The 13,625-nt window shown below is 37.3% G+C and carries 10 protein-coding genes; 6 read left to right on the top strand and 4 right to left on the bottom strand.

The features are described from left to right. Positions 1-13: 13 nt before the first annotated feature. Entirely contained in the window at positions 14-2,737 is a 2,724-nt protein-coding gene (locus PFY10_17895; GenBank protein ID WBV56073.1) for a TonB-dependent receptor, read from the bottom strand. A gap of 120 nt (positions 2,738-2,857) precedes the next feature. After that, on the bottom strand, positions 2,858-5,188 hold the full coding sequence (locus tag PFY10_17890; protein WBV56072.1) for a UvrD-helicase domain-containing protein: 2,331 nt from the start codon (positions 5,186-5,188) through the stop codon (positions 2,858-2,860). Between the two features lie 170 nt (positions 5,189-5,358). Here PFY10_17890 and PFY10_17885 point away from each other — a divergent pair, with 170 nt between their 5' ends. From PFY10_17885 to secG, 3 genes are all read left to right on the top strand, one after another. Beyond that, complete coding sequence (locus PFY10_17885; GenBank protein ID WBV56071.1) at positions 5,359-6,672, top strand: pitrilysin family protein; 1,314 nt, start codon at positions 5,359-5,361, stop codon at positions 6,670-6,672. Positions 6,673-6,720: 48 nt separating this feature from the next. Further along, positions 6,721-8,754 carry a pitrilysin family protein gene (locus PFY10_17880; protein ID WBV56070.1) on the top strand — a complete coding sequence of 678 codons (2,034 nt, stop codon included), beginning with the start codon at positions 6,721-6,723 and terminating at the stop codon, positions 8,752-8,754. 122 nt (positions 8,755-8,876) lie between these two features. Further along, the gene (gene secG / locus PFY10_17875) at positions 8,877-9,227 is read left to right on the top strand and encodes a preprotein translocase subunit SecG (GenBank protein WBV56069.1); all 351 of its coding nucleotides are present in this window, start codon (positions 8,877-8,879) and stop codon (positions 9,225-9,227) included. Positions 9,228-9,276: 49 nt separating this feature from the next. On the opposite strand, the gene PFY10_17870 is transcribed toward secG, so the two are convergent. Continuing rightward, positions 9,277-10,116: a glycosyltransferase family 2 protein gene (locus PFY10_17870; GenBank protein ID WBV56068.1), complete on the bottom strand. Its 840-nt coding sequence runs from the start codon at positions 10,114-10,116 to the stop codon at positions 9,277-9,279. A gap of 2 nt (positions 10,117-10,118) precedes the next feature. Then, positions 10,119-10,730, bottom strand: coding sequence for a recombination mediator RecR (gene recR / locus PFY10_17865; protein WBV56067.1), 612 nt, complete (start codon positions 10,728-10,730; stop codon positions 10,119-10,121). Positions 10,731-10,846: 116 nt separating this feature from the next. Here recR and PFY10_17860 point away from each other — a divergent pair, with 116 nt between their 5' ends. From PFY10_17860 to PFY10_17850, 3 genes are all read left to right on the top strand, one after another. Then, positions 10,847-11,452 carry a hypothetical protein gene (locus PFY10_17860; protein ID WBV56066.1) on the top strand — a complete coding sequence of 202 codons (606 nt, stop codon included), beginning with the start codon at positions 10,847-10,849 and terminating at the stop codon, positions 11,450-11,452. Between the two features lie 20 nt (positions 11,453-11,472). Then, a complete protein-coding gene (locus PFY10_17855; GenBank protein WBV56065.1) occupies positions 11,473-11,961 on the top strand; it encodes a hypothetical protein in 489 nt (162 codons plus the stop codon). Positions 11,962-12,069: 108 nt separating this feature from the next. Further along, entirely contained in the window at positions 12,070-13,515 is a 1,446-nt protein-coding gene (locus PFY10_17850; GenBank protein ID WBV56064.1) for an aminoacyl-histidine dipeptidase, read from the top strand. Positions 13,516-13,625 lie beyond the last annotated feature (110 nt).

Raw genomic sequence — 13,625 nt, 5'->3', positions numbered from 1 at the left:
TTTTTATTTTTACTTAAAAAGTAAAATTAAGTCTCGTAAAAACATATCTTCCGTTCTGTCCGAATTGAGACGTGGAACGGGAGTAGATAAACTGGTCGTTATTGGTTGATACCGGAAGGTTTTTGGTTGGATAAATATCAAAAACGTTATTCACTCCCAGCGTTAAGCCTACATTTTTAGTAAACTGATACGCTACAGAAAGATCAGTAATCACCTTATCTGCTATTTTCTGATGTTCATCAAATGCAATAACCCCATCTCCATTAGCATCTAAAACATCAGCACCGGTTACCTTTCCGAAATACGTATTTCTTAAATAGAAACTGGCATTTTTCCACGAAATACTGTGGGATAAACTTGCCTTTACTCTTGGAACCGCTTCTTCAAGATAGACTCTTGATTTTTCAGAGAAATAGGTATTTTCAAGATTAGCAGATTCCAACAAACCCGATGAATGAACGTTTCCTACTTTTTTGGTCTGATTCAGGTTAACCGCAAAATTATTATCCAGCTTCACTTCCGAGAATCGCGCATTATGAGTAATTACAACATCCAATCCTTTCGTTTCAGTATCGATTGCATTCGTAAAAAACTGAGCTGCATTAACCCCTAATTGAGTATACACATTTTGTGCTTGTACCGGAACATCTTTTTTAAGGAATTGATCTGTGAGTATAATCCTGTTTTTAATTTTGGTGAAATAGCCATCAGCTGTAAAAGTCACATTTATTGATGGAATCCTGTATGTGAAACCTACACTTGCAGACTGCGAAGTTTCCTGTTTCAGTTTTGGAATTCCTAATAATCCTGCAATTTCAGAATCATTACTGAATGTCCCCACATCTAAAAGCTGACCGTTGGTAAACAATGTAGACGTAACGTTGTAATAGATCTGGTGAATAGAAGGTGCTCTGAAGCCAGTGGATCCCGCAAATCTTACATTGAAATTCTTATCAAGTTTAATTCTTGAAGCGATCTTATAATTAAAAGTAGATCCGAAATCCGAATAGTTTTCATATCTCGCAGCAGCATCTACCAGCAACCAATCTGTAAAATTGAATTCAAAATCTGCATATCCCGCAACAGATTGTCTGTTTTTATTTACAGCATTTTCAGGTCTGAAACCGCTAAATACCTGTGATCCTCCTGGAAGTGAATTTCCAAAGAAATCGGTAGGCCTGGAAGTGGTCCCGTTCCATACATTTCCATTGATATCATAAGTTGCATAAGAAGCTTCTTCTCCTGCTGTTATTTTAAAATTTTCATATCGGTGCTCAGCCCCAAATGCTATGTTGATTCCCTGCCACACATCATATTTCTTTGAAAAATCAAGATTGATCGTATTTTGAGAAAACCTTAGTCCTCCGGCACTAAATTCATTGGGGGAAGCAAATCTTAAAGAAGTATTACCTGTATTCTGGATAGTATAATCAAAGGAGTTTTGTCCGTAAGTATTACTGAAGTCAATATTCCAGCCATCCCAGTTTCCTTTTATACCTGCTGAAAGAGACAAGTCCTGAATATCTGTTCCGATCTGCGGCAGATAACCATCCTGGTATATTCCTGTAAAGGTTCTGCTTTGATTAGGTCTTCTGAAAAATCCTCCCGAAGTACCATGCCTGAAGCTATAACCTCCAAAAGTATAGACTTTCCAGTTATCATCAATCGGAACCTCTATATTTGCAAAAAGCTGGTGGTTATTCAGTTTTGACTGGCCTACCTGCATATTGAAATCTTTTCTTTCAAGACCTCTGTAGCCCAACTCCTGATTGGTTACATCAGCTCCTAACAATCCCTGTAGCGCACCAATTGTATTGGCTCCCTGAATTTGATTCTGAAAATCCTGGGAGAAATAATTGACATTCTGTGCATATTGATGAATATAATTTACGATCTGCTGAGCGTTAGGAGTAGTACCGATATTTGTAAATAATGAAGAAAGATTCACGCCATCATTTAATGCTCTTTTCTCAATAGCATTGTAAGCATTGTAAATTGCCCCGCTTTCGGTTCCTGCTCTATAGGTTGGATTTCTAAACTGTGAAGTCCAGGTAATATTGAAAAAACCTCCCTTTTTTCCTATTTTATCACCATAATTCAGATCTACCTGAAAGTTTTGTCCGTCAAAATTTCCTGTATGATCATTGGCAGCCGGCGTAAGATTTCCTCCGTAAGTAAACTGACCTGTCAGTCTTCCGGTATCTCTTTTAAGCCCTAAATTAATAACCCCTGCAATGGCATCTGATCCGTATTGTGCCGCAGCACCATCCCGCAACACTTCAATCCGGTTGATCGCGAAAGAAGGAATAGCATTCAAATCCGTACCTACAGTTCCTCTTCCCGGAGTTCCGTTCACATTAACCAATGCCGAAGTATGTCTTCTTTTACCATTGACCAAAACCAGGACCTGATCGGGACCAAGGCCTCTGAGCTGTGCAGGGTCCAAATGATCCGTACCATCAGCGTTGGTCTGAATCGTAGAGGTAAATGAGGGTGCTATAGCGTTAAGGATCTGAGAAATATTGGTCTGAGGAAGAACCAGCGAAGATTCTTTTATATTAAATACATCCACAGGAACCGGGCTGTCAACTTTAGATCTTGCTCCGCTTCGGGATCCCAGAATAACAACCTCTTCCACATTAGCGGTTTTCACTGTATCCTTCTCCTGTCCATAAACATAAGTTGCCCCCAGAAAAAATAAAACAGAAGCTGAAAAAATTGTCTTTCTATTTTTCATACATTTTATGTTAAGTTTTTTTAACTTTTTTTGAGGAGCAAATGTATGTCATATTTACAAGTCTACAAAATAAGTAGACTTATAATTTATAAAAAGTTCTGATAGCTTACGTCTATGTTTTTAAATTTTGGTTAGTTTAGCATATTTCAGAATAAGATTTTTCTCGCCTTCATGCATGAAGACCACTTTAGCCTTGATATTCTGAGGGTCTGTTCCATCCAGAAAAGTAACTTCCCCGACACCAAAACGATCATGTCTCACCTTATCTCCCACTTCAATATCCTGAGAAGAGGCTCCGCTTGGGTTAATGATTTTGGCCGTACTTACGGGTTTCAGTTTACGAGGTTCAGCAATTGGTTTTGAATTCTCATTCTTTTCAATGGTTTTCTTCTCTACCTTTTTAAAACTACGTATTTCTGAAGGATGTTCATCAAAAATATTGGATTTAAGCCCGCTTTGATTAATAAAACGTTTTTCCATTGCAGGATTGATGAATTCCAGATACTCTTCATCAATTTCACTTAAGAATCTTGATGGTTCTGCATCTGTAATTTTTCCCCATTGGAATCTGGAAATGGCATAAGAGAAAAATGCCTGCTTCTCGGCTCTTGTCAAGGCTACGTAAAACAAACGTCTTTCTTCTTCCAGATCTTCCCTTGTTGCTGAACTCATAAAACTAGGGAAAAGATTTTCTTCCATTCCTACAAGATGCACAACAGGAAACTCAAGTCCTTTGGAAAGGTGAATGGTCATCAGGGAAACCATATCATCTTCTTCATCTTTTGCTTGCGTATCTGCTGAAAGGGCAATATTTTCAAGGAAATTGGATAAACTAGGATCTCCGTCCTCCAGCTGCATCTGCTCTTCTATAAAACCCTGCATAGAGTTCATGAGTTCCTGTACGTTTTCTACCCTTGAAATCCCTTCGGGAGTTCCGTCATCTTTCAGAAATTTGATCAGACCACTTCGTTTTGCAACTTCCATGGCAACACTGTAAGCTGTTTCTGTTTTCAGCAATACCTGAAAAGCCTTGATCATTGACCAGAAATCATTCAGTTTGTTGAGAACACCATTATTGAATCCTAACTGTTGAGAATACATCGGAAGATTATCCAGGACCTTTGCTACAGACACGTTATGGGCATCTGCAAAAACGACCAGTTTATTCTGCGTTGTTTCTCCGATCCCTCTCGTAGGATAATTGATGATCCTTGTCAATGCTTCCGAATCATTTTCATTGATAAGAAGACGCAGGTAAGCAATAAGGTCCTTTACCTCTTTCCTTTGATAGAAAGATAAACCTCCATATACTTTATAAGGGATATTCTTACGTCTCAGAGCATCTTCAAAAGCCCTGGTCTGAGAGTTCGTCCTGTATAAAATGGCAAAATCACTAAATTTTCGCTGGTCCCTGTTATGAAGCTCCCATATATTTCCAGCCACAAAGTTGGCTTCATCCGCATCCGAAAGCGAACGGTAGATTTTTATTTTATCTCCTTCTTCATTCTCACTGAATACATTCTTTTTGAACTGCTGAAGGTTTTTTGCAATCACCACATTAGCGGCATTCACGATATTTTGTGTTGAACGGTAGTTTTGTTCCAAAGAAACCGTCACCGCATCAGGATAATCTTTCTTAAAATTTAAAATGTTATAAATATTGGCTCCCCGGAATGAATAGATCGATTGAGCATCATCTCCCACTACACATATATTTTCAAACTTTGAAGCCAGTGCCTTTACAATCAGGTACTGAGAGTGATTCGTATCCTGGTACTCATCTACCAGAATATAACGGAATCTGTCCTGATATTTGGCTAAAACCTCAGGAAACCGGGTAAGCAGTTCATTGGTTTTTAACAATAAATCATCAAAGTCCATCGCCCCGTTTTTAAAACAGGCTTCTACATATTTCTGATAAATCTGACCGATAAACTTCATATTCGCTTTTTCATCAGCCTCCATCAATTCAGGGTTGTTGAAATAGGCTTTTACCGTGATCAGGTTATTCTTATAGTTTGAAATTCTTGCCTGGACTTTTTTAGGTTTATAAAGATCCGCATCTATATTCATGTCTTTCAGCACTTTCCGGATTACATTCAACGCATCCTGCTGATCATAAATTGTAAAATTCGATGGAAATCCCAGATAATGAGCTTCACTTCTCAAAATTCTTGCAAATACCGAGTGAAAAGTTCCCATCCACAAACTTCTTGCATTACCGGGGCCTACTACCTTTGCAATACGCTCCTTCATTTCACGTGCTGCTTTATTGGTAAAGGTAAGGGCTAAAATATTGAAAGGATCGACACCGTTTGTAATCAGATGGGCGATACGCATAGTAAGTACACGCGTTTTCCCCGAACCTGCTCCTGCAAGTACCATTAAAGGTCCCTGTAAAGTAGTAACGGCTTCGTATTGTGATTCATTGAGTCCTTTCAAATAGTCCATGCTGCAAAAAATTTTGGGAATACAAAAATAATGTATTAAAAGGAGAATTCAAATTTTTGAAATGCAGGTATGATATATTTAACAAAACCAATAATTCAGTTAAAAATTTCACATAATAATTGTAACAATTAAAGTATTTTTAGGACTTATTGACAAACAATTTCTACTTTATGAAAAAACGACTTCTTTCTGTTGCTGCTGTAGCTTTCTTTGGAGTGATGCTGAATGCACAACAAATCAAATTCGAAGAGTATGATTTACCAAACGGTTTACACGTGATTCTTCATCAGGACAATACAGCACCGGTAGTTACAACAGGAGTAATGTACCACGTAGGTGCCAAGGATGAAGTAAAAGGAAGAACCGGTTTCGCTCACTTCTTTGAACATCTTTTATTTGAAGGAACACCTAATATCAAAAGAGGTGACTGGTTTAAAATAGTTTCTTCCAACGGAGGGCAAAACAATGCCAATACAACCAATGACAGAACATATTACTATGAAACTTTCCCTTCCAACAACGAACAACTGGGACTTTGGATGGAAGCTGAAAGAATGCGTCACGCTGTTATCAACCAGGTTGGAGTAGATACTCAGAGAGAGGTTGTTAAGGAGGAAAAAAGATTGAGAATGGACAACCAGCCTTACGGGAATCTTTTTACCACCATCCAAAAAAATCTTTTCACCAATCACCCGTACAATTGGCCAACCATCGGATCAATGGAGGACCTGAATTCTGCTAAACTTGAAGAATTCCAGGCATTTTATAAAAAATATTATGTACCTAACAATGCCACTTTGGTCGTAGCAGGAGATATTAAGCCTGAACAGACTAAAAAATGGATTGAAGAATATTACGGAGGAATTCCAAAAGGAACAATCTATCCTAAAGATTTCCCGAAAGATGCTCCTATCACTCAGGAGAAGGAAGTTACTGCTACAGATCCTAACATCCAGCTTCCGGCCTATGTTTTTGCCTACAGAACACCTGCCAATAAAGAGAAAGATGCCTACGTTCTGGATATGCTTTCAACTTATTTAAGCAACGGAAAATCATCTGTTTTGTATAAAAAATTAGTAGATCAGGACAAAAAAGCACTTCAGGTAGCGGCTTTCAACCAGGGACTTGAAGACTACAGTATATTTGCATTTTTCGCAATCCCAATGGGACAGACTACAAAGCAAACTTTACAGTCTGACATTGATGCTGAGATCAAAAAATTACAAACAACTCTAATCTCTCAGGAAGATTATCAGAAAATTCAGAATCAGTTTGAAAACCAGTTTGTAAATCAGAATTCAAGTATTCAGGGAATTGCTGCTTCATTAGCAACAAACCACGTATTGATGGGGAACACCAATTTAATCAACAAAGAAATTGACATTTACAGATCCATCACAAGAGAAGATCTTCAAAATGCTGCTAAAAAGTACCTGAATCCTAATCAAAGAATAATCATTAATTACGTACCTGAAAAAAAATAATCCAGATCAGTTGGGTTAAAAGTGATTATAACAAACAATTATTTACAAATGAAAAAGCAATTAACATATATAGCCGTAGCATTTTTATTTACCGGAATGCTTTCAGCACAAAAAATAGATCTTAATGCAATGCCAAAGCCAGGTCCTACTCCAGCGATAAACATTGCCAAGCCAAAAACTTTCCAGCTAAGCAATGGCCTTACGGTGATGGTTGTAGAAAACAACAAGTTACCACGAGTAAGCGCCAATCTATCTATGGACAGACCTCCTTACCATGAAGGAAATGTGACCGGTGTAAGCGAAATCATGGCAGAACAGTTCGAAAACGGAACAACCAATATCGGTAAAGATGAATTTAATAAAAAGGTAGATTTTCTGGGAGCTAACCTTAACTTTTCATCTTCCGGAGCTTTCGCAAGTTCTCTTTCAAAATATTTCCCTGAGGTATTGGGATTAATGGCTGATGCTATTATTAATCCAAAATTTTCTGCTGAAGAAATCCAGAATTCTAAGGAAAGAGCTATTGAAAGTTTAAAATCTGATGATAAAAACGCTTCTTCTATAGCAGCAAGGGTTTCCAATGCTTTACAGTATGGAAAAAACACATCCAGAGGAGAGTTTGAGACCGTTGAGTCCATCAATAAAATCCAGCTGGCCGATGTTCAGAATATCTACAAAAAATATTACGCTCCGGACAATGCTTATTTAGTTATCGTTGGAGATGTTAAATATGATCAGGTAAAACCTTTGATCGAAAAAGCATTCAGCGGATGGAAAAAATCCAATACTGCTTTTACCGCATTAGAACCTGCTTCAAATGTTGCAAAAACAGAGATCAATGTTGTTGATGTTCCTTCAGCTGTACAATCGGTTGTTTCCGTAGGCAATCTGAATACACTGAAAATGAAAGATCCCAACTACTTCCCTGCAACAATTGCCAACTACATCCTTGGAGGAGGTGGTGAAGCTAGACTTTTCATGAATCTTCGTGAAAAAAACGGATTTACTTACGGAGCTTATTCAAGTATGTCTGCCAGCAAATATTCTCCTAATTTCTCAGCACAGGCAAGTGTAAGAAACGAAGTTACAGACAAAGCCGTTAAAGAATTCATGAATGAACTGAATGCTATTTCTACCGTAAAACCGGAAGAGCTTGAAAATGCTAAAGCAAAGCTGAAAGGAAACTTCATTATGTCTTTGGAGAAACCTGAAACCATTGCAAGATTTGCATTAAATCAAAAAGTACAGGATCTTCCTTCAGATTTCTATACCAATTATCTGAAATCTATTGACAAAGTAACCGCTGCAGATGTTACAAGTGCGGTTAAAGCGACAATACTTCCTAATCAAAGCAGAATTTTCATCGCAGGTAAAGCTTCTGATATTTCTGAAGGTCTGGAAAAATTAGGCTACCCGGTAAAATATTTTGATAAGGAAGCTAATCCTGTAGCAAAACCGGCTGCACAAAAAGTAGATGCAGGTGTTACGATCGGATCTGTAGCGGATAAATACATCAATGCAATCGGAGGTCTTGCTGCTGTTCAGAAGATCAATTCTATTTCCAGTGACGCTACTACAAAAGTACAGGGCATGGAAATGAACATGAAAATGATTCAGGCTAAAGAAGGTAAAATGGCTATGAACATCAGCATGATGGGAAATACCGTACAAAAAATTGTATTCGACGGAAAAGATGGCTACATGGAAGTTCAAGGGAAAAAGGTTCCTCTAAGCGACAAGCAGAAAGCCGAAATGTCTGATGAGAAAGAACTATTCCCGGAAATTAATTTCGCAAAATCTACTGAATATAAATTAGCAGGAATTGAAAAATATAACAACGAAGATTCCTACGTAGTGAAAGGCGCAAAAGACACATATTATTATAGTGTAAAAACTGGTCTGAAAACAGGAGAAGTAAAAAGTGGAGAGCAGGGTTCTACCCCTACAAGCTATGCTGATTATAAAGATGTATCCGGCGTAAAATTACCTCATACCATTATTCAGAATATGGGCGGAATGGATATAAACCTGGCTGTAAAATCTTATCAGATCAATCAGGCCAAGGATTCTGATTTTAAATAAGAATAATCTCTTTTAAAGAAAAAACAGCAACAATTGTTGCTGTTTTTTCTTTTTACTAAAATCTTATTTTGCTGTTCGGTAAAAAAAGATTAAATTTGCCCATTCAAAAAGATATCAAATTAATGGATTCTATATTTATACTATTGATGGTTCTTGTTATGATTGCTAGTGTTTTACTGGTAATTATCGTTATGGCTCAAAATCCTAAAGGAGGAGGCCTTTCCAGTACCTTCGGAGGTGCTTCATCTGCGCAATTCGGAGTACAAAGAACCAACGACTTTATGGAAAAAGCAACATGGACCTTGGGAGCGACAATCATTGTTCTTATTCTTATCAGTGTTGTAATCACAGGAAAGCCATCACAAACGGCTCCGGTTCAGCAACCTGTTAAAAAAGAAGCTCCTGCAAAACAATCTGCTCCGGCTTCTCAAACAACAGCACCAGCTCAGGCTCCTGTTACTCCTGCTAAATAAGCAAATACTATTTTTACATATTAAAAAAGCAACTCAATTGAGTTGCTTTTTATTTTAATTTGATCTTTTCTATTTTGTGCCGGAGCCTTAAGCCTGCTTTTAAAAATGAATACTGCAAAGGCTTCGATTCCTTGTAATATTTACTGATAAAAATCTGCATAGCCCCATAAAAGCGCTCGAGATAGAGCTCATTTTTTACCGTACTTTCTCCTTTATAGTGCAATATTGAAGCTTTACCATAATAGTAATTCGTAAAGCCATTCCTAAGTAAGGTATAACATAAATCGATATCTTCACCATACATGAAATAAGCTTCATCCAGGCCGCCTACTCTTTCATAAACCTCTCTCTTAACAAGAAAAAATGCACCGGTGATCACTTCCACCTTATCAATTGCATTTTCATCAATGTCATTCCGATAATAGGATTTTGAATTGTTATTCTTAAAATTCACAAATAACTTTTCGAAGGAATTGAACATATCCGGAACCGAACGTTTGCTTTCCGGTAAAAATGCGCCTTTTGCATCATGCATTCTCACTCCCAGACACCCAAAGTCAGGCTGAGCATCTGCAAAATCTAAAATCTCATCCATATAACAGCCTTCAAGTTCGGTGTCAGGATTGAGGATCAGAACATAATCTCCCACTGCCCTTTTTATAGCTGTATTATTGGCTTTTGAAAAACCATCATTACTTTCGGAAGCGATAAAATGAAAACCCGGAAATTCTTCTATCAGATTTCGCCATGAGGTGTCTGTAGAAGCATTGTCAATAATGATGACTTCATAGGGAACTTCTTTTACATATTTTTTAATGGATAAAAGGCAATTCCGAAGTAACTGGGTAACGTTATAATTAACAATTATTATTGAGAGCCTGGTATTCATTTTTAATCCTTTTCGTTATAAGGAAGCCTGTTGATAATGGACCTGCCCAAAGAAATCTCATCCGCATACTCAAGTTCATCCCCTACTGAAATCCCTCTGGCAATGCTTGAAAAACTTACATTGAAATTTTTAAATTTCTTATAAATATAATACGCTGTGGTGTCCCCTTCCATGGTTGCGCTCAAAGCAAAAATAAATTCTTTGACCAGCCCTGTATTCAATTTCCTTTCAATGCTTGGAATATTAAGCTGATTCGGACCGATTCCTTCCATAGGAGAAATCTTACCTCCCAGAATCAGATATTTCCCTGTGTATTTTCCTGTATTTTCAATAGCAATAACATCCCGTACATCCTCTACTATACAAATCACCTCATCACTTCTTTTGGAACTGCTGCAGATTTCGCAAACATCAAAATCCGAAAAATTATGACATTCCTTACAGTATTTTATATCATTAACTAAACTGATAAGAGAATTGCCGAGACCAACTGCCCTGGAATTGGGCTGTTTTAATAAATGAAGCGCCAGACGCAAAGCTGTTTTCCTGCCAATTCCGGGAAGTCCTGAAATCTCATCCACAGCTTTTGCCAAAACTTTACTTGGATAATCCATAATTACTTACAAAAATAATATAAAAAGATGAGTCTATAGGGCTTTCTCAAGCATAAATCATCTCCTTCTCCAATAAAAGATATATCTTTGGAAAATATATGAAAAAAATAAACTAAATGATTCTTAACAACCTTAATTATCCTCTGGATTTCAAATTCAAAATCACAACATTAGCCAGTGATTTTAATATTACAGACAGAAACGGGAACTATGTGGCGTATGTTCGCCAAAAAATGTTTAAGCTAAAGGAAGATGTTATTGTCTTTAATGATGAAAGCAAATCTAAGGAGCTTTTCAGGATACAAGCCAATAAGTGGATCGATTTTAATGCATCCTACTCTTTAAATGATCTTGTTGATAAAAAAAACTTCGGAAGGCTGGCAAGAAAAGGAATGCGTTCACTCTGGAAGTCAACTTATAATATCCTGGACGCAAATGATCAGCCTAAATTTACAGTAACGGAAGATAATGCATGGACAAAATTCTTCGACGGGATGGTAAGTGAAATTCCGATCATCGGTATGTTTACCGGATATTTCTTAAATCCTGCTTACACGGTAAGAGGCGTGGATGGAAAAGAATATTTTAAATTAAAAAAGATGCCTTCATTTTTTGGCAGAAGATTCCAGCTAGACAGAATGATCGATATAGATGATGAGGACGAAAGTCTGGTTATACTTTCTTTATTAATGATGGTTCTGCTTGAAAGAGCCAGAGGATAAATGCATTAAAACCACAAACAATGAAATACCTTATTATTATCTTTTCAGCACTCTTGGTAGTAGCTTGTAAAAAAGAACAACCAAACGTTTTAACAACCACTCCCAAAGATTCACTGAATATTGTTCAGGATTCTGCAAAAGTGGAGAGTTCAGGAAAAATCCTGGTTGAAACGATAGCCTTCCCCAAGGAGATTAAAGAATGCTCATGTTACTTTGCAAAAAGCAAAGCTGATTTCGAAGCGGAAAAGTACATCTATGCTGATGATGCAGGAAAAACAGCTTACATGAAACTGGACGGAAAAAGATTAGCCATGAACCTGATCTCATCCAGCGATATGGAAGCTGATGAACTTCTAACCAAAGAAATAGAAAATGACGATTATAAAATATCCGTAAAAGGTAAAAAAATCAAAGGGGAAGAAGCTCTATTATTTGAAGGGACCATAACCATTGAAAAACCTGACGGAACTGTCATCACATTGCCTATTTATGGAGAATGTGGGTGCTAATCATTCTGTAATTCCGCTTTTCAAAAATTTTCCTCTCCAAAATAAAAAAGACTGCTCCCGAATTTACGGGAGCATTTTTTATTCGTAATTTTGATAAAAATAAATTTTATGGAATTATCCAATATAGAACCGCAGATTATCTGGAAGAATTTCTCCAAATTAAATGCTGTTCCAAGACCTTCAAAAAAAGAAGAAAAAGTAATCGCATTTATTAAAGGATTTGGTGAAAGTCTGGGATTACCCACAACAGTAGATGAAGTAGGAAATGTTATTATTAAAAAACCTGCAACAGCAGGAATGGAAAACCGTAAATCGATTGTATTACAATCACATTTGGATATGGTTTGTCAGAAAAACAGTGATGTTAATTTTGATTTTGATACAGAAGGTATCAAAATGGAAGTTGACGGAGACTGGGTAAGAGCAAAAGGAACTACATTAGGAGCAGATAATGGTTTAGGTGTAGCTACGATCATGTCTATTTTAGAAAGTTCAGACATTCCGCATCCGGATTTAGAAGCACTTTTTACCATTGATGAAGAAACAGGAATGACCGGAGCTCTTGGGTTAAAGCCAGGACAGCTTACCGGACAGATCCTATTGAATCTTGACACCGAGGAAGATGATGAGATTGATATCGGCTGTGCAGGAGGAATAGATGTTACTATCACTCAAAACTATGAGCTTGACGCAGCGAAAGGACAAATTGTAAGAATTGAAATCAAAGGACTACAGGGAGGTCACTCGGGAATGGATATCCATAAAGGTTTCGGGAATTCCAATATTATTTTGGGAAGATTGCTTTACAGCGGTTTACCAAAAGAAAATGTACAATTAATTTCAATTGATGGTGGTGGTTTAAGGAATGCGATCCCAAGAGAAGCAGTAGCTATTATCTCTGTAAGAAATGCCAATGAGTTTATTGAGGAGCTAACCAATGGTCTTAAAAAAGAAATTTTAGAAGAATTTGCAACTGTTGAGCCAGGTCTTCAGATCAATATAGAAAATTCAACAAGCTCTGATAAAGCCCTGTCTGAAGAAGATTCTAAAAAGGTTATTTTAGTCCTAAAATCTCTTCACAATGGTGTTTACAGAATGAGTCCGGATGTAAAAGATCTTGTAGAAACGTCCAACAATGTGGCAAGAGTAGAACTTAAAGGTGGAAATTTAAAAATATTAAACTTGTCAAGATCTTCAGTTGACTCAACTAAATATGCTGTGGCAGAACAGTTAAAATCAGTTTCTGAACTGGCAGGAATGCAGGTAGAATTCAGTGGCTCTTATCCCGGATGGAAACCAAAACCCGGATCTGAAATCGTTCAGCTCATGGAAAAGATCTATACCGAAAAATTCACTGAAAAGCCTCATGTAGTAGCTTGCCATGCAGGTCTGGAATGTGGGATCATCGGTGCTAACTATCCGGAAATGGAAATGGTAAGCTTTGGACCTACCATCAGAGGAGCCCACTCTCCTGATGAAAAGGCCAATATCCCTTCAACACAAAAATTCTGGAGTTTCCTGAAAGAAATTTTAGCGAATATTCCTCAGAAATAATTATTCAAAGTAATAATCAGTCATGTGGAGTCCATAGGTTCCACATGATTTCATCAGCAGGAAAATACAATTCAAAGATACAGTATACGTATGCTATCCGGGAATTCTAA

The organism is Chryseobacterium daecheongense, from assembly GCA_027920525.1.
In the GTDB taxonomy this organism is placed as follows: domain Bacteria; phylum Bacteroidota; class Bacteroidia; order Flavobacteriales; family Weeksellaceae; genus Chryseobacterium; species Chryseobacterium proteolyticum.
The sequence above is the reverse complement of the archived record's forward strand: the minus strand, read 5'-3'. Positions and strand labels throughout refer to the sequence as shown.

Bases quoted from the DNA above. Each gene is read 5' to 3' on its own strand.
- PFY10_17895 (WBV56073.1), bottom strand. From the start codon at position 2,737: ATGAAAAATAGAAAGACAATTTTTTCAGCTTCTGTTTTATTTTTTCTG.
- PFY10_17890 (WBV56072.1), bottom strand. From the start codon at position 5,188: ATGGACTATTTGAAAGGACTCAATGAATCACAATACGAAGCCGTTACT.
- PFY10_17885 (WBV56071.1), top strand. From the start codon at position 5,359: ATGAAAAAACGACTTCTTTCTGTTGCTGCTGTAGCTTTCTTTGGAGTG.
- PFY10_17880 (WBV56070.1), top strand. From the start codon at position 6,721: ATGAAAAAGCAATTAACATATATAGCCGTAGCATTTTTATTTACCGGA.
- secG (WBV56069.1), top strand. From the start codon at position 8,877: ATGGATTCTATATTTATACTATTGATGGTTCTTGTTATGATTGCTAGT.
- PFY10_17870 (WBV56068.1), bottom strand. From the start codon at position 10,116: ATGAATACCAGGCTCTCAATAATAATTGTTAATTATAACGTTACCCAG.
- recR (WBV56067.1), bottom strand. From the start codon at position 10,730: ATGGATTATCCAAGTAAAGTTTTGGCAAAAGCTGTGGATGAGATTTCA.
- PFY10_17860 (WBV56066.1), top strand. From the start codon at position 10,847: ATGATTCTTAACAACCTTAATTATCCTCTGGATTTCAAATTCAAAATC.
- PFY10_17855 (WBV56065.1), top strand. From the start codon at position 11,473: ATGAAATACCTTATTATTATCTTTTCAGCACTCTTGGTAGTAGCTTGT.
- PFY10_17850 (WBV56064.1), top strand. From the start codon at position 12,070: ATGGAATTATCCAATATAGAACCGCAGATTATCTGGAAGAATTTCTCC.